The sequence below is a fragment of the Streptomyces sp. NBC_01463 genome, assembly GCA_036227345.1.
In the GTDB taxonomy this organism is placed as follows: Bacteria; Actinomycetota; Actinomycetes; order Streptomycetales; family Streptomycetaceae; genus Streptomyces.
Genome location: CP109468.1, coordinates 7,109,015 through 7,128,807 on the forward strand (window position 1 = coordinate 7,109,015; position 19,793 = coordinate 7,128,807).

The 19,793-nt window shown below is 73.2% G+C and carries 16 protein-coding genes; 10 read left to right on the top strand and 6 right to left on the bottom strand.

The genetic code is table 11. From position 1 onward, the window contains the following. Positions 1-13: 13 nt before the first annotated feature. The 4 genes from OG521_31385 (at position 14) to OG521_31400 (ending at position 6,587) form a co-directional block, all read left to right on the top strand. On the top strand, positions 14-2,266 hold the full coding sequence (locus OG521_31385; protein WUW25021.1) for a molybdopterin oxidoreductase family protein: 2,253 nt from the start codon (positions 14-16) through the stop codon (positions 2,264-2,266). A gap of 120 nt (positions 2,267-2,386) precedes the next feature. After that, positions 2,387-3,826, top strand: a complete 1,440-nt coding sequence (locus OG521_31390; GenBank protein WUW25022.1) for a citrate:proton symporter — start codon at positions 2,387-2,389, stop codon at positions 3,824-3,826. A 3-nt stretch (positions 3,827-3,829) separates the two neighbouring features. Continuing rightward, on the top strand, positions 3,830-5,095 hold the full coding sequence (locus tag OG521_31395; GenBank protein WUW25023.1) for an MFS transporter: 1,266 nt from the start codon (positions 3,830-3,832) through the stop codon (positions 5,093-5,095). Positions 5,096-5,228: 133 nt separating this feature from the next. Then, positions 5,229-6,587 (top strand): ABC transporter ATP-binding protein, encoded by a 1,359-nt coding sequence (locus OG521_31400; protein ID WUW25024.1) that lies wholly within the window; start codon positions 5,229-5,231, stop codon positions 6,585-6,587. A gap of 129 nt (positions 6,588-6,716) precedes the next feature. Here OG521_31400 and OG521_31405 read toward each other — a convergent pair whose 3' ends face one another. Beyond that, the gene (locus tag OG521_31405; protein WUW25025.1) at positions 6,717-10,067 is read right to left on the bottom strand and encodes an AAA family ATPase; all 3,351 of its coding nucleotides are present in this window, start codon (positions 10,065-10,067) and stop codon (positions 6,717-6,719) included. A 333-nt stretch (positions 10,068-10,400) separates the two neighbouring features. Here OG521_31405 and OG521_31410 point away from each other — a divergent pair, with 333 nt between their 5' ends. Together OG521_31410 and OG521_31415 are read left to right on the top strand one after the other, a co-directional pair. Next, a complete protein-coding gene (locus tag OG521_31410) occupies positions 10,401-11,795 on the top strand; it encodes an aldehyde dehydrogenase family protein (protein ID WUW25026.1) in 1,395 nt (464 codons plus the stop codon). Positions 11,796-11,851: 56 nt separating this feature from the next. Further along, positions 11,852-12,931, top strand: coding sequence for a Zn-dependent alcohol dehydrogenase (locus OG521_31415; GenBank protein ID WUW25027.1), 1,080 nt, complete (start codon positions 11,852-11,854; stop codon positions 12,929-12,931). Here the strand turns inward: OG521_31415 and ppk2 are convergent. Genes ppk2 through OG521_31430 form a run of 3 tightly spaced genes read right to left on the bottom strand, consistent with a single transcriptional unit; the run spans position 12,928 to position 15,519 of the window. Then, the gene (gene ppk2, locus OG521_31420; protein WUW25028.1) at positions 12,928-13,866 is read right to left on the bottom strand and encodes a polyphosphate kinase 2; all 939 of its coding nucleotides are present in this window, start codon (positions 13,864-13,866) and stop codon (positions 12,928-12,930) included. The genes OG521_31415 and ppk2 overlap by 4 nt on opposite strands. Next, positions 13,832-14,812, bottom strand: a complete 981-nt coding sequence (locus OG521_31425) for a DMT family transporter (protein WUW25029.1) — start codon at positions 14,810-14,812, stop codon at positions 13,832-13,834. The genes ppk2 and OG521_31425 overlap by 35 nt, the downstream gene beginning before the upstream one ends. Positions 14,813-14,868: 56 nt before the next feature. Beyond that, entirely contained in the window at positions 14,869-15,519 is a 651-nt protein-coding gene (locus OG521_31430) for a TetR/AcrR family transcriptional regulator (GenBank protein ID WUW25030.1), read from the bottom strand. Between the two features lie 64 nt (positions 15,520-15,583). Between OG521_31430 and OG521_31435 the strand changes: the two genes are divergently transcribed. The 3 genes from OG521_31435 to OG521_31445 all read left to right on the top strand — a co-directional run bounded on the left by OG521_31435 (position 15,584) and on the right by OG521_31445 (position 17,828). Continuing rightward, positions 15,584-16,735, top strand: a complete 1,152-nt coding sequence (locus OG521_31435) for an acyl-CoA dehydrogenase family protein (protein WUW25031.1) — start codon at positions 15,584-15,586, stop codon at positions 16,733-16,735. Between the two features lie 96 nt (positions 16,736-16,831). Then, on the top strand, positions 16,832-17,122 hold the full coding sequence (locus tag OG521_31440; protein WUW25032.1) for a YiaA/YiaB family inner membrane protein: 291 nt from the start codon (positions 16,832-16,834) through the stop codon (positions 17,120-17,122). Between the two features lie 85 nt (positions 17,123-17,207). Further along, positions 17,208-17,828 carry a TetR/AcrR family transcriptional regulator gene (locus OG521_31445; GenBank protein WUW25033.1) on the top strand — a complete coding sequence of 207 codons (621 nt, stop codon included), beginning with the start codon at positions 17,208-17,210 and terminating at the stop codon, positions 17,826-17,828. A gap of 57 nt (positions 17,829-17,885) precedes the next feature. Here the strand turns inward: OG521_31445 and OG521_31450 are convergent, their stop codons facing one another. Continuing rightward, on the bottom strand, positions 17,886-18,347 hold the full coding sequence (locus OG521_31450; GenBank protein ID WUW25034.1) for a MaoC family dehydratase: 462 nt from the start codon (positions 18,345-18,347) through the stop codon (positions 17,886-17,888). Positions 18,348-18,477: 130 nt separating this feature from the next. On the opposite strand from OG521_31450, the gene soxR reads away from it, so the two are divergent. Then, positions 18,478-18,948, top strand: a complete 471-nt coding sequence (gene soxR, locus OG521_31455) for a redox-sensitive transcriptional activator SoxR (protein ID WUW25035.1) — start codon at positions 18,478-18,480, stop codon at positions 18,946-18,948. A gap of 15 nt (positions 18,949-18,963) precedes the next feature. Here the strand turns inward: soxR and OG521_31460 are convergent, their stop codons facing one another. After that, a complete protein-coding gene (locus tag OG521_31460; protein WUW25036.1) occupies positions 18,964-19,575 on the bottom strand; it encodes a hypothetical protein in 612 nt (203 codons plus the stop codon). Positions 19,576-19,793: the final 218 nt, after the last annotated feature.

The window sequence follows — 19,793 nt, forward strand, 5'->3', positions numbered from 1 at the left end:
CCGGGGAGGGCCCATGTCGCACGACCCCAGCAGTTCCCGTACCGCCCTGCGCATCTGCCCCCTCTGCGAAGCCACCTGCGGGCTCAGCCTCACCATCGAGGGGACCAGGGTCACCGGCGCCCGCGGGGACCGGGACGACGTGTTCAGCAAGGGGTTCATCTGCCCCAAGGGCGCGTCCATCGGCGGACTCGACGAGGACCCCGACCGGCTGCGCACCCCGCTCGTCCGCAGGAACGGCGTCCTGACCGAGGCCGGTTGGGACGAGGCCTTCGACGTGATCGCCGGAGCTCTGCCGGCCCTCGTCGCGGAACACGGACCGCAGGCCGTCGGCGTGGTCCTCGGCAACCCCAACGTGCACACCATGGCCGGCGCGCTCTACCCGTCCGCCCTGCTCGCGGCCCTGCGGACCCGCGCCCTGTTCACCGCGAGCACCCTGGACCAGATGCCCAAGCACGTCTCCAGCGGACTGCTCTTCGGCGACCCGAACAGCATCCCGGTGCCGGACCTCGACCACACCGACCACCTGCTGCTCATCGGTGCCAACCCGCTCGAGTCCAACGGCAGCCTCTGCACCGCCCCCGACTTCCCCGGCAAGCTCAAGGCGCTGCGCCGCCGCGGCGGCAGCCTCACCGTCATCGACCCGCGCCGTACCCGCACCGCCCGCCTCGCCGACCGGCACGTGGCCGTCCGCCCCGGCACCGACGCCCTCCTGCTCGCCGCGATGACACACGTCCTGTTCGAGGAGAAGCTCACCGGCCCCGGCGCGCTGGCGGACCACGTCCAGGGGATCGACGAAGTCGGTGAGGCGGTGCGGGACTTCTCCCCGGAGGCCGTCGCCGCGGCCTGTGACGTGGACGCCGAGACCATCCGCACGCTCGCCCGGGAACTCGCGGCCGCCCCCACCGCCGCCGTGTACGGCCGGATCGGCAGCTGCACCGTCGAACACGGCACCCTCGCCAGCTGGCTCGTCGACGTCCTCAACACCCTCACCGGGAACCTCGACCGCCCCGGCGGCGCCCTCTTCCCGCTCTCCGCGACCGCCCGCGCCCCCCGGCCCGCCGCCCCCGGCAAGGGCTTCGCGCTCGGACGCTGGGCGAGCCGGGTCTCCGGACACCCCGAGGCCAAGGGCGAACTGCCCATCTCCGCACTGGCCGAGGAGATCGCGACCCCGGGCGACGGCCGGATCCGCGCACTGATCGTCCTGGCCGCCAACCCCGTGCTCTCCGCACCCGACGGCGACCGGCTGGACGCGGCACTGGCCGACGGGATCGACTTCATGGTGAGCGTCGACCCCTACCTCAACGAGACCTCCCGCCACGCGGACGTGGTGCTGCCCCCGCCGCCGCCCTCGCAGAGCGCCCACTTCGACTTCGCGTTCAACACCCTGGCCGTGCGCAACCAGGTCCGCTACACCCGTCCCGCCGTGCCCCTGGACGCCGACCGGATGGACGAGGCCGAGATCCTCGCCCGGCTCGTCCTCGCCGTCTCCGGGATGCACGGCGCGGAGCCGGACGCCGTGGACACCATGGTCATCGACCGGGCCCTCGGCAAGGCGGTCGCCGACCCGCTCTCGCCCGTGCACGGCCGCAACCCCGCCGACGTCTCCGCCTCGCTCACGGGCCGCACCGGGGCGGAGCGCCGCCTCGACCTGATGCTGCGCCTGGGCCCGTACGGCGAAGGCTTCGGCACCGACCCCGAAGGCCTCAGCCTGGAACGGCTGCTGGCCCACCCGCACGGCATCGACCTCGGCCCCCTCGCCCCGCGCGTCCCCGAGGTCCTCACCACCCGCAGCGGACGCGTCGAACTGTTCCCCGCGCCGATCGCCGCCGACCTGCCGCGGCTGCGCCGCGCCCTCGACGGACGCGCCGACCCCGACGCGCTCGTCCTCATCGGCCGCCGCCACCTGCGGTCCAACAACAGCTGGCTGCACAACGTCGCCGCGCTCCGCGGCGGCACCAACGTCTGCACCCTGCAGATCCACCCCGACGACGCGCGGCGCCTGGGGCTGACCGACGGCGCCCCCGCAACGGTCACCGCGGACGGCGGCGCGCTGACGGTCCCGGTCGAGGTCACCGACGGCGTACGGACCGGCGTGGTGAGCCTTCCGCACGGCTGGGGGCACGACCGCCCCGGCACCCGGATGTCCGTCGCCGCGGCGCAGCCCGGCGTCAACGTCAACCAGCTCCTCGACGGCAGCCGCCTCGACCCGCTCTCCGGGACCGCCGTGCTCAACGGAATCCCGGTCACGGTGGCACCCCTGCGGTGACCTGGGGTTTTGCTCGTATTGCTCGCATGTCAACGTCTTGTTAACGCCGTGTGGGGCGCCCTAACGTCATCCGAACCGCCGGCTCCGGTGGGAGTTCAAGGGTGAACGATAGGTATCCACATGCTGACAATCCTCGGCTTTGCCATGATCGCGACCTTCCTGGTCCTGATCATGATGAAGAAGATGTCGCCGATCGCGGCGCTCGTCCTGATCCCCGCACTCTTCTGTGTGGCCGTCGGGAAGGGGGCGCACCTCGGCGACTACGTCATCGACGGCGTCGGCAATCTGGCGCCGACCGCGGCCATGCTGATGTTCGCGATCGTCTACTTCGGCGTGATGATCGACGTCGGGCTCTTCGACCCGATCGTCCGGGGCATCCTGCGCTTCTGCAAGGCCGACCCGATGCGGATCGTCGTGGGTACGGCGGTGCTCGCCGCGATCGTCTCGCTGGACGGCGACGGCTCCACCACGTTCATGATCACCGTCTCGGCGATGTATCCGCTCTACAAGCGCCTGAAGATGAGCCTGGTCGTGATGACCGGGGTCGCCGCCACGGCGAACGGCGTCATGAACACCCTGCCCTGGGGCGGCCCCACGGCCCGCGCCGCCACCGCGCTGAAGCTGGACGCGGGCGACATCTTCGTCCCCATGATCCCGGCGCTCGGCGTCGGACTGCTCGCGGTGATCCTGCTCGCCGTGGTCCTCGGCCGGCGCGAGCGCAAGCGGCTCGGCACTCTCAGCCTCGACGGGGCCCTGGTGACCGGCGCCGCCCCCGTCACGGAATCCGGGACGGTCCTCGTCGCCGCGGGCGGCGGCGGTGACCGGCCGGGCAGGAGCACCGGCGGCGCGGGCGCGGGCGGCACGGGCACAGGCGACACGGGCGCGGGCACGGAGGACGCGGAGCGTACCGACGAGGGATTCAAGGGGCTCGACCCCCACCGCGCCACCCTGCGGCCCGGGCTCTACTGGTTCAACGCCGCCCTCACCATCGCCCTCCTCACCGCGATGATCATGGAATTGATGCCGATCCCGGTGCTCTTCCTCCTCGGCGCTGCCCTCGCCCTCACGGTCAACTTCCCCCACATGCCCGACCAGCGGGCCAGGATCGCCGCCCACGCCGACAACGTCCTCAACGTCTCCGGCATGGTCTTCGCCGCCGCCGTCTTCACCGGAGTGCTCACCGGCACCGGCATGGTCGACCACATGGCCGACTGGCTGGTCGGAGCCATCCCGGACGGCATGGGACCGCACATGGCCCTCGTCACCGGCGTGCTGAGCATCCCGCTCACCTACTTCATGTCCAACGACGGCTTCTACTTCGGCGTCGTGCCCGTGCTCGCCGAGGCCGGTGCCGCGCACGGCGTCTCGCCGCTGGAGATCGCCCGCGCCTCCCTGGTCGGCCAGCCCCTGCACATGTCGTCCCCGCTGGTGCCGGCCGTCTACGTCCTGGTCGGCATGGCCAAGGTCGAGTTCGGCGACCACACCCGCTTCACCGTCAAGTGGGCCGCCCTCACCTCCCTGGTCGTGCTCGGCGCCGGACTCCTGTTCGGGATCATCTGAGCCATGACCGATACCGCCGGGCCCGGCCGGAGCTGGCTGCTGCGCCTCGTCATCGCCTTCGCCTTCGCGCAGGGCGCGGTGTCGATGGCGCGGCCCGCCGTCTCCTACCGGGCCCTCGCGCTCGGCGCGGACGAGCGCGCCATCGGTGTGATCACCGGGGTCTACGCGCTCCTCCCGCTCTTCGCCGCCGTACCCCTGGGCCGCCGGACGGACCACGGCCGCTGCGCACCGCTGCTGCCGCTGGGCGTCGTCCTGATCGCGGGCGGCTGCGCCCTCAGCGGCCGGGCGCAGTCGCTGACCGCGATGGCGGCCTGGAGCGGAGTGATGGGGCTCGGCCACCTCTGCTTCGTGATCGGCGCCCAGTCGATCGTCGCCCGCCAGTCCGCCCCCGCCGAACAGGACCGCAACTTCGGCCACTTCACCATCGGCGCCTCCCTCGGCCAGCTCATCGGCCCGATCGCCGCCGGGTGTCTGATCTCCGAACGCGACGGCGCCATGGGCCGCACCAGCGCCCTCGCCCTGACCGTCTCGGCGGCCGTCGCCGCCGTCTCCTTCGCCTCGCTCCGGCGCATCGAACACCGTGCGGTCCCCACGCCCCGCCGCGAGCCCGCGGCCGCCAAGGTGCCCGTCGGCATGATCCTGCGCGCCCGCGGCGTCCCCGCCGGAATCTTCATCAGCCTCGCCGTGCTCTCCGCGACCGACATCCTGACCGCCTATCTGCCCGTCGTCGGCGAACACCGCGGCATCGCGCCCGCCACCGTCGGCCTGCTGCTGAGCCTGCGCGCCGCCGCCACCATCGCCTGCCGGCTGGTGATGACCCCGATGCTCCGGGTGCTGGGCCGGGCCGCCCTCCTCGCCACCACCTGCCTGGTGGCCGGCGTCCTCTGCGCCGGCATCGCCCTGCCCGTGCCCGTCTGGGCCCTGGCCCTGATGCTCGCCGTCCTCGGCTTCTGCCTCGGCGTCGGCCAGCCCCTGTCGATGACCACCGTCGTCCAGGCCGCCCCGGCCGCCGCGCGCTCCACCGCCCTCGCCCTGCGCCTCACCGGCAACCGGCTCGGCCAGGTCGCGGCCCCGGCGGCCGCCGGACTCGTCGCCGGATTCGTGGGCACCGCGGCGCCGTTCGTCATGCTGGGCGTGCTGCTGCTCGCGGCGGCGGGCCTGGGCGCACGCGGCGGAGCCGGCCGGAGCCCGCGCCCGGCACCCGGACCGGATCCGGCCAAGCCCGCCGACGGTCCCGCGCGAGCCGGTCTGAACCGGAATCCCACCTGACACTTCCGGCGTCGCACGCCCCGTGGGGCGCAACCTTTGCGCGAGTCATTCCCTCACCCTGCGCAGTGGGTTAATTTCAGGCCACTGCTGCCGCTCCCCACCGCTCCACCTTCATCCTCCCGGGCGGAACCACATGACTCGCGCCATCACCCTGAACAATGTCAGCAAGGCGTACGGACGGTCCTCGCGTGCCGTCGACCGCCTCTCGCTCTCCATCGACCCGGGCGAGTTCGTCGTCCTGCTGGGCCCATCGGGCTGCGGCAAGTCGACCGTGCTCCGCATGATCGCCGGCCTGGAGGACGTCACCGAGGGCGAGATCCTCCTCGACGGTGAACCCGCCAACCACCTCACACCCCGCGAACGCGGCATGGCCATGGTCTTCCAGAACTTCGCGCTGTACCCGACCATGACCAACCGGGCCAACATCGGCTTCCCGCTGAAGCTGGAGAACCCGCGCCACGACCACACCGAACGCATCGAGAACACGGCCAGGATGCTCGGCATCGAGAGCGTCCTGGACCGCTTCCCCGGCCAGCTCTCCGGCGGCGAGCGCCAGCGCGTCGCCATGGGCCGGGCCATCTCGCGCCAGCCCTCGGCCTTCCTGATGGACGAGCCGCTCTCCAACCTCGACGCGAAGCTCCGCAACCATCTGCGGGCCGAGATATCCCAGCTCACCAAGGAACTCGGGGTCACCACGGTCTACGTGACGCACGACCAGGCCGAGGCGATGTCGCTGGGCCACCGGGTCGCCGTGATGCGCGGCGGCGTGCTCCAGCAGGTCAGCCCGCCGCGCGAGGTGTACGCCCTGCCGGAGAACGTGTTCGTCGCGGCGTTCATCGGCACCCCGCGGATCAACCTGCTCCAGGCCGTCGTGCACGCGCCGCTGGAGGGGCGGATGTCGATCGACCTCGGCCGCCAGCGGCTCCCGCTGCCCGAACCCCTCAGCCCCGACCACCAGTTGCTGCGCATCCAGCAGGGCCGCCGGATCATCGTCGGACTGCGCTCCGAGGCGGTCCGGATCGCTCCGCCCAGCCAGGCCCGCCCGGGCGAGGTCGCGCTCAGCGGCATCGTCGAGCACGTCGAGTACCAGGGGCACGAGGCGCTGGTCCACCTCAACACCGGTTCGCAGCCCGCCATGGTGCCGGACCTGGAGTCGGCCCGCCCGGACCGCGGCACCCAGCGCAGACGCCGCAGCGCCCAGGGCGGAGTCGGTGTGCTGGAGCGCCTGAAGGAACGCGCCACCGGTCATGTCAGCGGGCCGGTCGCCGTCCTCGACGAACCGGAGCCCGACGCGCTCCAGCCGGGCTTCCGCAGCCCCGACCGCCCCGCGGTCACCTCCAGCGACCTCGTCGTGCGCACCGGCCCCGACATGCGGCTGCGCACCGGGGGTCAGGTCCCGCTCCTGGTCGACCTGGCGCACCTCTACGTCTTCGACCACCAGGGGCACCGGATCTGCCCGCTGCCGAGGGACGTTCCGGGGCTGGACGTCTAGGAACCGCGGGACCGGTCGACGTGCAGGACGCGGGACCGGTCCCGCCCGGGACCGGTCCCGCCCGGGGCCGGTCCCTCAGCCCGCGGCCGGTCGCTCGGCCTACGGGTCGCTCGGCTTACGGCAGGTCGCTCAGCGCGCGGCCGGTCCCGCCGTGCCGCGGGCCTGCTCGACGCGGTGCGTGCCCGCCGGATAGGGGAGTTCGGCCGCCAGGGCCGCGGCCCGGCCGAACTCCTCGCGGGCCGCCTCCCGCTGCCCGCACGCCGCGAGCGCCGCCCCGAGCACCGTGCGCGCCTCGGTCTCCGCGAGCCGCTCGCCGACCTGCTGCGCCCGTGCCGTCTCCTCCGTCGCGATCCGGACCGCCGCCCGCGGGCTGCCCGCGTACAGCTCCGCCCACGCGACCAGGTGCGCGGTGCCCGGTCCGTGGTCGCGGCCCAGCAGCGCGAGGGCCTCGGCCGGACTGCCCTCGCGGACCAGGAGTTCGGCCTGCGCCGTCCGCACCTCGTGGAGTGCCTGGCGGTCGGCCTGCGCCTCGGCGGCCCGTCCGGCCCGCTCCAGCAGCTCGCCGGCGCCCGGCTCGCCGGTCCGGATCCGGACGCGGGCCAGCGCCGCGAGGGCGTAGGGGGTGCACCAGCTGCTCTGTGCCTCACCCTCCTGGACCGCGGCCTGCGCGTGTTCCCGCGCCTCGCTGAACTCGCAGCGCAGCAGATGCAGTTCGGCCAGGTTGGCGCGCTCGAACGCGACCGCCGTGGGGTCGCCGGTGTGCTCGGCGAGCTTCAGCGCCCGCTGCCCGATGGAGACGGCCTCGCCGAGCCGGCCGGACCTGCGGGCGTGTTCCCGCAGCACCGAGAGCGTGGTCACCAGGAGCTCCTGGTCCCCGTACGCCTCCGCGTGCGGGAGGGCCGCCTCCGCCGCGGGCCTGGCCCGGTCGAACCGGCCGGCCAGGGCCAGCGAGGTCGCCTGCATCCCCAGTGCCCGGGCGAGCAGCCCCCTGCGCTCGCCGCCGCCGACGGTGTCCGCGGCCTCCTGCGCGATACGGGCCGAGGTGTGCGCCTCTTCGTACCGGCCGGTCACGAACCGCAGTCCTCCCGCGGCCAGATGGTGCGTCGCCACGGCCAGCGCCGGGGTCCGCGGGCCGGGCCGGTGGGTGCGCAGCAGCTCCTCGCCCTCCTCCGTCCCGCGGTACTTCATCAGGATCTCGCTCAGCCGGGCCGCCGCCAGCACCTGCCCGTCCTCGTCGCCCCGGCGCACCATGTCCTCCAGTGCCTCGCGCAGCACGGTGGCCGCGTCCCGGTAGCGGGCCATCCTGCGCAGTACGGCCCCCCGGTCGATGCGGGCCCGGGCGGCGTCGGCGGCCGACGCGTCGAGCCGCGCCGTCAGCTCGGCGTAGTAGCGGTCCGCGGTGTCGTTGGCGCAGAGCGCGGCGGCACGTTCGGCGGCCTGCCGCAGATAGCCGGTGGCCCGCGGGTCGTCGGCGCGGGTCAGCTGGGTGGCCAGGGTGTCGACCGCGTCCGGACGGTGGCGCAGCACGGCCTCCGCGTACGCCGAGTGCAGCTGGCGGCGCCTGGCCGTGGACAGGCCGTCGTAACAGGTCAGCCGCACCAGCGGATGCCGGAAGGCGAGGCCGGGCAGCGAGCGCCCGCCGACCACCACCGGCCGTTCGGTCACCACCGACGCCGTCACCGCCGCGTCGACGGCGTCCGTCGCCTCGGCCGGGGAGAGCGGCGGGTGGAGGCCCTGCCCGGCCACGTCGAGGATCTCGGTGAGGGCCGCGCCGCCGCCGGTCACGGAGATCGCCTCGACCACCCGCCGGGCCGCCGGACCCAGCCGGGCCAGACGCGCGGCCACCAGCTGACGGACTCCCTCCGGCGCGCCCGGTGCGCCCGGGTCGGCGCCCTCGTGGACCGTACGGGCCAGCTCCAGGGCGAAGAGGGGGTTGCCCAGGGAGAGTTCCCACACCCGGTCGAGACCGGTGAGCGCCCCCGCGTCCCGGGCGACGGCCAGGCACTCGTCCCGGTCCAGCCGCCCCAGCTCGACGGGTTCCGCGAGCCGGGCGTGCACCAGGGTCTCCAGGGCGGTGCGGCGCGGGTCGTCGGCGTCGAACTCCTCCGCCCGGTAGGTGACCACGAAGCGCCACCCCGCACCGGTGGTCGCCGCCCGCCGGGCGAGATGGCTCAGCAGCTGGTACGACCCCGCGTCCGCGGCATGCAGATCGTCCAGGACCAGCAGCACCGGCGCGCCCGCCGCGAGATCGCCGAGCAGTCCGGCGGTGGCCCGGAAGAACCGGTCGCGCTCCTCCTCGGGGCTGCGGTCCCGGCCCGCCCCGATCTGCCCCAGGGACGGCAGCAGGGCGGCCAGTTCGGGGTACTCGCCGCCGATCCTGGCCCGCTCCACCGGCGGCCGGTCGGCCAGCCACGCGTCCAGCGCCTCCACGAAGACGCCGTACGGGGTGTGGCCCTCCGCGTCGTGTCCCGCGCCCCACAGGACGGTCGTCCCGGACGCGGCGGCCGCCCGGGCCACCTCGGTCGTCAGCCGGGTCTTGCCCACCCCCGCCTCACCGCCGACCAGCCGCACCGGCGGGCCGTCCGCGGCCAGCAGCGACCGCAGCGCCCCGTCGCGGCCGCGCAGCGGGGGGCCCGCCGGGGTGCGGATCGCGGCGGGCAGCACCGGGGACGCGGAGGCGGGCAGCACGGTCGTGGTGGCGTCCAGCGCCAGCAGGTGCAGCCGCTCGGTCGCGGGCCCCGGCCGTACACCGAGTTCGGCGTCGAGCGCCTCCCGGCACAGGTGGTACTGGCGCACCGCCTGCCGGCGCAGCCCCTGGCGCAGACAGGCCTCGATGACGACCCGGTGGGCCCGCTCCTCGGCCGGCGCGGCGGCCAGGGCGCGCAGCGCCACCTCGCTCGCCGACTCGTTCTCGCCGTCCGTGAGATGGGCCTCGGCCAGCGCGAGCCGGACCCGGTCGCGCAGCGCGTCGAGATGGGTGCGCCGGGCCTCGGCCCAGGCGGCGTAGCGGTCCTCGGGCAGCAGCTCCCCGGTGAACGCGGCGAGCGCGGCGGCGAGCGGCGCGGTGCCGCCGTCGGCCAGGGCGCGCTCGGCCAGGGCCTCCGCCTCGTCCGCGTCGATCACGACGGTGTGCGGATCGAGCCGCAGCAGGGTGCCCTCGCCGGTGAGATAGGACGAGGAGGCGCGGGGGGCGAGTTCGGGCTCGATGGCGCGGCGGGCGGCGTGCAGGGCGACCCGGAGGCTGCCGAGCGCCGCCTGCGGGTCGGAGTCCGGCCAGCAGATCTCCATCGCCTGTTCGCGGTGGAGGCTGTGCCCGGGGGAGACCGCGAGGAGCTTGACCAGGGCACGGGCGCTCGGCCGGGGCCACCGCTCGGCGAGGGAGGGGCCGTCGTCGCGAGTCACCCGGAACCCGCCGAAAAGGTGCAGACGCAGCACCGGGGGAGTGATGTGTGTGCTGTGGTTCGTCGCGTCTGTGCCCATCAGGGCGCCACTGTAACGCGCGGATTCGGCCATGCCACAGGCCCCCCGAGCCCGTGCTCGGGAGGTCTGCGGCCGTCGTTCGCCCAGGTCCGTGCGGGGCCGGGAGTCAAGGGGCCGGCCCCGGTCCGCAGTCACGGGGGGAAGTGCGGGCGGGACCGGCCGGGGCAGGACGCTAGGGGAACGTCGTTACTGGCGCATTACCGGGCCGCCCGGCAGGGTGGAGCGGGCCCGTGCCCCGCCGAGCGTGACCGGCGTCTCTGGCGCCTGAAAACTAACAGCGCTAGTTTGGGGCGCGGACGACTCCGTCCGTCACCGCGCCCGGGAGGAACAGCCATGAAGGCTCACGACGGTATGTACATCGGCGGCGCGTGGCGGCCCGCCGCCGGAGCGGACACCATCGCGGTGGTCAATCCGGCCGACGAGCAGGTCATCGCCCACGTCCCGGCCGGTACGGCCGAGGACGTCGACGCCGCGGTCCGCGCCGCGCGCGCCGCCTTCCCCGGCTGGGCCGCGACCCCGCCCGCCGAGCGGGCCGCCCTCATCGGCGCCCTGCGCGATGTGCTGGCCGCCCGCAAGGACGAGATCGCCGAGACGGTCACCGCCGAACTGGGCTCGCCGCTGCCGCTGTCGCAGATGGTGCACGCGGGCGTCCCGGTCCTGGTCGCCGGTTCGTACGCCGAACTGGCCGCGACGTACGCCTTCGAGGAGCGGCACGGCAACTCCACCGTGTTCCTGGAGCCCGTCGGCGTGGTCGGCGCGATCACCCCGTGGAACTACCCGCTGCACCAGGTCGTCGCCAAGGTCGCCCCCGCGCTGGCCGCCGGCTGCACCGTCGTCCTCAAGCCCGCCGAGGACACCCCGCTCACCGCGCAGCTCTTCGCCGAGGCCACCGAGGAGGCCGGGCTGCCCGCCGGTGTCTTCAACCTGGTCACCGGCCTCGGCCCGGTCGCCGGACAGGCCCTCGCCGAGCACGAGGACGTCGATCTCGTCTCCTTCACCGGCTCCACCGCCGTCGGCAGGCGGATCGGCGCCACGGCGGGCGGCGCCGTCAAGCGCGTCGCGCTGGAACTCGGCGGCAAGTCGGCCAACGTCATCCTGCCCTCGGCCGATCTGGCGAAGGCGGTCAACGTCGGCATCGCCAACGTGATGTCCAACTCCGGCCAGACGTGCAGCGCCTGGACCCGGATGCTGGTGGACGCCGAGCGGTACGAGGAGGCCGTCGCACTCGCCGCCGCCGCCGTGGCCAAGTACGTACCCGGCGAGCGGGTCGGTCCGCTCGTCAACGCCAAGCAGCAGGCCCGGGTGCGCGGTTACATCGAGAAGGGCGTCGCCGAGGGCGCCCGCCTCGTGGCCGGCGGCCCCGACGCCCCGCTGCCCACGGGCTACTACGTCAGCCCCACCGTGTTCGCCGACGTCACCCTGGAGATGACCATCGCCCAGGAGGAGATCTTCGGCCCGGTCGTCTCGATCCTGAAGTACGAGGACGAGGCGGACGCGCTGCGCATCGCCAACGGCACCGTGTACGGGCTGGCGGGTGCCGTCTGGGCGGCCGACGAGTCCGAGGCCGTGGCCTTCGCCCGCCGGATGGACACCGGCCAGGTCGACATCAACGGCGGCCGTTTCAACCCGCTCGCTCCCTTCGGCGGCTACAAGCAGTCCGGCGTCGGCCGCGAGCTCGGTGCGCACGGCCTCGCCGAGTACCTCCAGACCAAGTCCCTCCAGTTCTGAGCCGGTTCACCGAATCCACCGCCCGTCATCCGCTTCCCCCGTCAAGGAGCCAGTCCGTGGTCCGCGCCGCCGTACTGTCCGCCGTCGGAGCTCCGCTGGAGATCACCGACATCACCCTCCCGGAACCCGGCCCCGGCCAGGTGCGGGTCCGCCTCGCCGCCGCCGGGGTCTGCCACTCCGACCTCTCGCTGTCCAACGGCACGATGCGGGTACCCGTCCCCGCCGTCCTCGGCCACGAGGGCGCGGGCACCGTCGTCTCGGTGGGCGAGGGCGTCAGCGAGGTCGCCCCGGGCGACGCCGTCGTCCTCAACTGGGCGCCGTCCTGCGGGAACTGCCACCACTGCGGCATCGGCGAGGTCTGGCTCTGCGCCAACGCCCTGGCCGGTGCGGCGAACCTGCACGCCCGCACCGCCGACGGCACGCAGCTCCACCCCGGGCTCAACGTCGCCGCCTTCGCCCAGGAGACCGTGGTCGCCGCGAACTGCGTCCTGCCCGCCCCGGACGGCATCCCGCTCACCGACGCGGCGCTGCTCGGCTGCGCGGTCCTGACCGGGTACGGCGCCATCCACCACAGCGCCCGGGTCGTGGCGGGCGAGTCCGTCGTCGTCCTCGGCATCGGCGGCGTCGGTCTCGCCGTGCTCCAGGCCGCCCGGATCGCCGGTGCGTCGAAGATCATCGCGGTGGACGTCTCCCCGGAGAAGGAGGAACTGGCCCGCCGGGCGGGCGCCACGGACTACGTGACCGCCACCGCCACCACGCCCCGCGAGATCCGCGCGCTGACCGGCGGCCAGGGTGCGGACGTGGCGGTCGAGTGCGTCGGCCGGGCCGCCACCATCCGTACCGCCTGGGAGTCCACCCGCCGCGGCGGCCGCACCACGGTCGTCGGCATCGGCGGCAAGGACCAGCAGGTGACGTTCAACGCGCTGGAGATCTTCCACTGGGGCAGGTCGCTGACGGGCTGCGTGTACGGCAACAGCGACCCGGCCCGCGATCTGCCGGTGCTGGCCGACCACATCAGGGCCGGCCGCTTCGACCTCTCCATGATGGTCACCGAACGGATCGCGCTGGACGGCATCCCGGCGGCCTTCGACAACATGATCGCGGGCAAGGGCGGCCGGGCCCTGGTCGTCTTCTAACCCCCGGGGAAGGTCTCCGGGCCGCCGGTGGTGAGCAGCCGGGCCGCCATCTCGCCCCGTTCGAAGAGCCGGGACGCCGGACCCACGATCAGTGGGTCCGGCTCCCCGGCCACCGCCGCGTCCTTGTCCGGGTAGTCGAAGCGGTGCAGGACGTGCCGGATCGCCTCCAGCCGGGCCCGCTTCTTGTCGTTGCTCTTCACCACGGTCCACGGCGCGTCCGCGGTGTCGGTGTGGAACAGCATCAGCTCCTTGGCCTCGGTGTACGCGTCCCACTTGTCCAGCGAGGCGAGGTCGACCGGACTGAGCTTCCACTGCCGCACCGGGTCGGTCTGCCGCGTCATGAACCGGTTGCGCTGCTCCTCGCGCGAGACGGAGAACCAGAACTTCACCAGGTGGATGCCGTCGCGGGCGAGCATCCGCTCGAACCCCGGTGTCTGGTGCATGAACTCGAGGTACTCGCGGGTCGAGCAGAACCCCATCACCCGCTCCACACCGGCCCGGTTGTACCAGGACCGGTCGAACAGCACGATCTCGCCGGCGGCCGGCAGGTGGGCCACGTACCGCTGGAAGTACCACTGGGAACGCTCGCGTTCGGTCGGCTTCTCCAGCGCCACCACCCGCGCGCCACGCGGGTTGAGGTGCTCGGTGAACCGTTTGATGGTGCCGCCCTTGCCCGCGGCGTCGCGCCCCTCGAAGAGGATGACCAGCCGTTCGTCGTGCTCCTTGACCCAGTGCTGGAGCTTGAGCAGCTCGATCTGCAGCGCGCGCTTGGACTTCTCGTACGCCTTGCGGCCGAGCTTCTCGCCGTACGGGTAGTCCTCGCGCCAGGCGTCGCCGGCCGGGCCCCGGGGTGTCACCAGCGCCGATCCCTCGCCCTTCGCGGGCTTCACCTTCGCCTTCCTACGGCCGTTCTGCTGCTCGGTGTTCCGCGTCATGACGGGGTCCTTCCACCGGCGGGGCCGGATTCTTCCGCGTCGCACCAGTCTGCGGACGCGTCCGGGAGACCGCCACCCCGGCCAGACAGAGCAGCCCGCCGCCCACGGTGAGCAGCGCGGGCACCTCGTCCAGCAGCAGCCACGACATCAGCACCACGAGCGCGGGAACCGCGTAGGTGGTGGCGCCCATCCGGCCGGCCGTGGTGCGGGCGAGCGCGTAGGCCCAGGTGGTGAAGGCCAGTGCGGTCGGGAAGATGCCCAGATAGACCATGTTCAGGGTCGCGGACAGGGGTGCGTCGGCGGCCTCGGACACCAGCGCACCGGCGAACGGCAGACACGCCACCGTGCCGACGAGGCAGCCGAACGTGGTGATCTGGAGCGCCGAGCCGTGCCGCAGCGCCGGCTTCTGGCCGACCACCCCGCCCGCGTACGCCACCGCCGCCAGCAGGCACAGCAGCACGCCCAGCACCGAGGACCCCCCGTGCCCGGACATGGAGAGCCCGACCACCGCGGCGCCCGCGAAGGACACCGCCATGCCCAGCAGCAGCCGGCGCGGCAGCCCCTCGCCCAGCAGCCGGGCGCCGAGCAGGGCGATCAGCAGCGGCCCGATGTTCACCACCATTGCGGCGGTGCCCGCGTCCACCTCCTGCTCGCCCCAGTTGAGCACCACCATGTACAGGCCGAACCACAGCAGCCCGGACCACAGGATGCCCGGCCAGGCGGCCCGTGACGGCAGTCCCTCGCGCCGGACGAGCAGCAGGGCGCCGAGCGCCAGGGAACCGGCGAGCAGCCGGCCGAGGGCCAGCGCGCCGGGGGAGTAGGCGTCGCCCGCGCTGCGGATGGAGACGAAGGCGGAGGCCCATAGCACCACGGTCGTGCAGGCGGCCGCCGCGGCCCGCCGGTCTCGGGGTGCGGCAGGGGCGGCGGGGGAGGAGAGGGGCGTCATGGTGCCGACCGTAGGGCCAGGACCGTTCGGTGCCCACCGAATAGTTGCCGCGGGCGCTACCGCACCTCGTGCGCCGGTGGTGCGTACTGCAGGGCGAGTCCGTCGACCAGCGCCCGCAGCCCGGTCTCGAAGGCACCCTCGTCGACCTTCTGGCGGCGCTCCGCGAGCAGGTGGGCCTGGCCCAGGTGCGGGTAGTCGGCCGGGTCGTACGCCGTCTCGTCGTCCACGAAGCCCCGGGCGAACGAGCCGAGGGCCGAGCCGGTGATGAAGTAGCGCATCAGGGCGCCGATGTACGTGGCCTGGGCGGGCGGCCAGCCCGCGCGGACCATGGCGCCGAACACCGCGTCGGCGACCCGCAGGCCGGCCGGGCGGCGTCCCGGGCCCTGGGCGAGCACCGGGACGATGTGCGGATGCGCGGCGAGGGCCGCACGGTAGGAGAGCGCCCAGTCGTGCAGGGCGGCCCGCCAGTCACGGCTGTCCGACTCGTCGAACATCGACAGGTCGACCTGTGCGGAGACGGCGTCGGCGACCGCGTCCAGGATCTCGTCCTTGTTGCGGAAGTGGTTGTAGAGCGACGGCCCGCTGACCCCCAGCTCGGCCGCCAGGCGGCGGGTCGAGACGGCGTCGAGCCCCTCGGCGTCCACGAGGGCGCTCGCCGTCTCGACGATGCGGTCTCTGCTGAGGAGGGGCTTGCGCGGGCGGGCCATGCGGCACATAGTAGGGCCTGCCCCGGTAAAACTAGCAGTGCTAATTAAAGTGGAGAGTCGAAGGATGAATCTGGAGCTCAGCGAGGAGCAGGAAGCGGTCCGGCAGCTCGCCAAGGACTTCGTCGCCCGCGATGTCGCCCCGTACGTCGTCGAGTGGGACCGGGCCGAGAACGTCGACAAGTCGATCGTGAAGAAGCTCGGCTCGCTCGGCTTCCTCGGGCTGACCGTCCCCGAGGAGTACGGCGGCTCGGGCGGTGACCACCTCGCGTACTGCCTGGTGACCGAGGAGCTCGGCCGCGGCGACTCCTCGGTCCGGGGCATCGTCTCGGTCTCCCTGGGCCTGGTCGCCAAGACCATCGCCGCCTGGGGCGACGAGGACCAGAAGCGGCAGTGGCTGCCGCGGCTGACCGCCGGGGACGCGGTCGGCTGTTTCGGTCTCACCGAGCCCGGCACGGGGTCCGACGCGGGCAGCCTGACGACGAGGGCCGTGCGGGACGGCGACGACTACGTCATCAACGGCAGCAAGATGTTCATCACCAACGGCACCTGGGCCGATGTGGTGCTCCTGTTCGCCCGCACCAACGACACCCCCGGCCACAAGGGCGTCTCGGCCTTCCTGGTGCCCGCCGACACCCCCGGCCTCACTCGCCGCACCATCCACGGCAAGCTCGGCCTGCGCGGCCAGGCGACCGCCGAACTGGTGCTGGAGGACGTCCGCGTCCCCGCCGCGGCCCTCATGGGACCCGAGGGCAAGGGCTTCTCCATCGCGATGTCCGCGCTGGCGAAGGGGCGCATGTCGGTCGCCGCCGGCTGCGTCGGCATCGCCCAGGCCGCCCTGGACGCAGCCGTGGGCTACGCCGCCGAGCGCGAGCAGTTCGGCAAGTCCATCGCGAGCTACCAGCTCGTCCAGGAGCTGATCAGCGACATCGCCGTGGACGTCGACGCGGCCAGGCTGCTGACCTGGCGGGTGGCCGACCTGATCGACCGGGGCGAGGCCTTCGCCACCGCCGCCTCCCAGGCGAAGCTCTTCGCCTCCGAGGCCGCCGTCCGCGCCGCGAACAACGCGCTCCAGGTCTTCGGCGGCTACGGCTACATCGACGAGTACCCGGTCGGCAAGCTGCTGCGCGACGCCCGGGTGATGACGCTCTACGAGGGCACCAGCCAGATCCAGAAGCTGATCATCGGCCGCGCGCTGACGGGCGTATCGGCGTTCTGACCCCGGCCGCGCTCCGCGCGTCGAACGGGCGTCTGAGTACCTGTCTGAGTACGAACGCGGATGTGGTGTGTGCCACATCGCCGGATGCTGTGCGTCATGAGTGAGACGACATCGGTCAAGCAGCAGAGCACCGCCGCCTTCTACGGACAGGCCGTCGCGTCCTTCGGGATCGCGATGGGGGCGGTGGCGCTCGGGATCTACTTCCTGGACGCCGACGCCTGGGTCCGCGGCTTCCTCGCCATCGGCGTGCTCTACCTCGTCACCTCCGCCTTCACCCTGGCCAAGGTGATCAGGGACAGGCAGGAGGCGGGCCAGATCGTCAGCCGGGTCGACCAGGCCAGGCTGGAGAAGATCCTCGCGGAGCACGACCCCTTCCAGAAGCTCTGACGATCCCGCCCGGCGCAAGGCCCTAAGCGCTTGCTCAGGATCGGGGTATGGTGTGCGTCCTGGTGACTGAGAGGGGCGACCGACGATGAGCACGGCGGAGGAGACCGACGGCGAGACGCCGTGGGAGGAAGTGACCCCCGAGGCCGCCCGGCGGCTTCTCGTCGCGGCCGTCGACGCCTTCGCCGAGCGCGGGTACCACGCGACGACCACCCGGGACATCGCCGGCCGTGCCGGAATGAGCCCCGCGGCGCTCTACATCCACTACAAGACGAAGGAAGAGCTGCTCCACCGGATCAGCAGGATCGGTCACGACCGGGCCCTGACGCTCCTGGAGGCGGCGGCCGGCCGCGAGGGCACGGCCGCCGAGCGGCTCGCCGCCGCGGTCCGCTCCTTCGTCCGCTGGCACGCCCAGCGCCACACCACCGCGCGCGTGGTCCAGTACGAACTGGACGCGCTCGGCGAGGAGCACCGCACCGAGATCGTCGAACTGCGCCGCAGGAGCGACGCGGTGGTGCGCCGGATCATCGGCGAGGGCGTGGCGGCCGGCGAGTTCGACGTCCCCGACGTGCCGGGCACCACGCTCGCGGTGCTCTCGCTCTGCATCGACGTGGCGCGGTGGTTCAACGCCCAGGGCAGCCGGACGCCGGACGAGGTGGGCGAGCTGTACGCCGGCCTCGTGCTGCGGATGGTCGCGGCCAAGCACTGACCGTCGCGGCGGTGTGGGGCCGGTCCCGCCGGGACCGGCCCCACACCGCCGAGCGGCTCAGAAGTAGTACCGCGACACCGACTCCGCGACGCACGCCGGCTTGTCGCCGCCCTCGCGCTCGATGGTGACGACCGCGGTGACCTGCACACCGCCGCCCGCCTCCTCGACGCTCTTCAGGGCGGCGGTCGCCCGCAGCCTGGAGCCCACCGGCACGGGGGAGGGGAAACGGACCTTGTTGGTCCCGTAGTTGATGCCCATCTTCGCGCCCTCGACCTGCATGACCTGCGGTACGAGGGCCGGCAGCAGGGACAGCGTGAGGTAGCCGTGCGCGATCGTCGTGCCGAACGGCCCGGCCGCGGCGCGCTCCGGGTCCACATGGATCCACTGGTGGTCCCCGGTGGCCTCGGCGAACAGGTCGATCCGCTTCTGCTCCACCTCCAGCCAGTCGCTGTGCCCCAGCTGCTCGCCCACGCCGTCACGCAGCTCCTGCGCGGACGTGAAGATCCTCGGCTCTGCCATGTCCCTGGTCCCTGCCTTCCCGCTCTCGACCGTCATCCATCGCCTGTCTAAGCGCTTGCTCAGCATGGTTGGCGGGTGCGTTCCTGTCAACGACGGACCGGCCGGGAACGCGGCACGTAGGGTTCGATGAGTGCCCCAGATTCCACAGACACTCCATGAGCTCACGGTCGGCCAGCTCTCCGCGCGCAGCGGCGCCGCGGTGTCGGCCCTGCACTTCTACGAGACCAAGGGCCTGATCAGCAGCCGTCGCACCAGCGGCAACCAGCGCCGCTACAGCAGGGACGCGCTGCGCCGGGTCGCCTTCGTCCGTGCCGCGCAGCGGGTCGGCATCCCGCTGGCCACCATCCGCGACGCCCTGGCCGAACTCCCGGAGGAGCGCACGCCGAACCGCGACGACTGGGCCCGGCTCTCCGAGACCTGGCGCTCCGAGCTGGACGAGCGGATCCGGCAGCTGGCGCGGCTGCGCGACCACCTGACCGACTGCATCGGCTGCGGCTGCCTGTCGCTGGAGACATGCGTGCTCTCCAACCCGGACGACATCTCCGGTGACCGGATCAGCGGTTCGCGTCTGATGCCGGAGGGCAGGCCCGCCCGGCCCTGATCGGGGAGGGACGTCCTACGCGATCGTCGCCAGGTCGCCGAACCGGGTGCGCCGGGCCTTCTCCAGGGCATCGGGGGTGAGGACGGGCTGCGGCACCACGATGCCGCACCCGGTGCACACCGGACCGGACCACGGCTCGCTGTCCAGGTCCTGCCGCCAGACGATGCGGGCCTGGGCGCACACCGGGCAGCCGGTGCCCGGTTCCGACTCCAGCGCCGAGATCAGCCGGAGCAGGACGTCCGCGAGCGGTGCCGCCGGGTGGACCGCCGGGTCCTCGCACCGCGCGACCCCGTTCCCGCCCCAGGTGCACCGGTGCCAGTCGTCGAACGCGCCGGGACGGCGCAGCCCGTCGTGCTTCTCGCGCCTGCGGCGCTCGGCGAACCCGGCCTCGTACCCGAGCCAGACCGCCCGCGCCGTCTCCAGTTCCTCCAGCGCGCGCATCAGCCGCGCCGGGTCGGGTGCCCGGTCCTCGGGCCCTATCCCGTGCCGGGCACACAGGTGATCCCAGGTCGCCCGGTGGCCGTACGGTGCGAAGCGCTCCAGGCATTTGCGCAGCGAGTACCGCCGCAGCGCCAGATCGCTCCGCGGATCGCGGACCTGTCTCGCAAGACTCCGGAAACCGGCCATTGCGCCGCCACCTCCGTCGCTCGTACTCCGTCGCCCGCACTTCGGCGTCAGTGAGTGGACGTACGACTGCCCCGATCGGCTCCATCCAAGGGTGGTTCCGTCCACTCAGTGAGATGACGGATCGTCATGTGACGGGATGTGTCGATTCGGAAAAGGTGACCGATGTTCACCTTACCGACGGGTCATACCGTCGGTAACGTCCGGCGCATCGGCCTCTT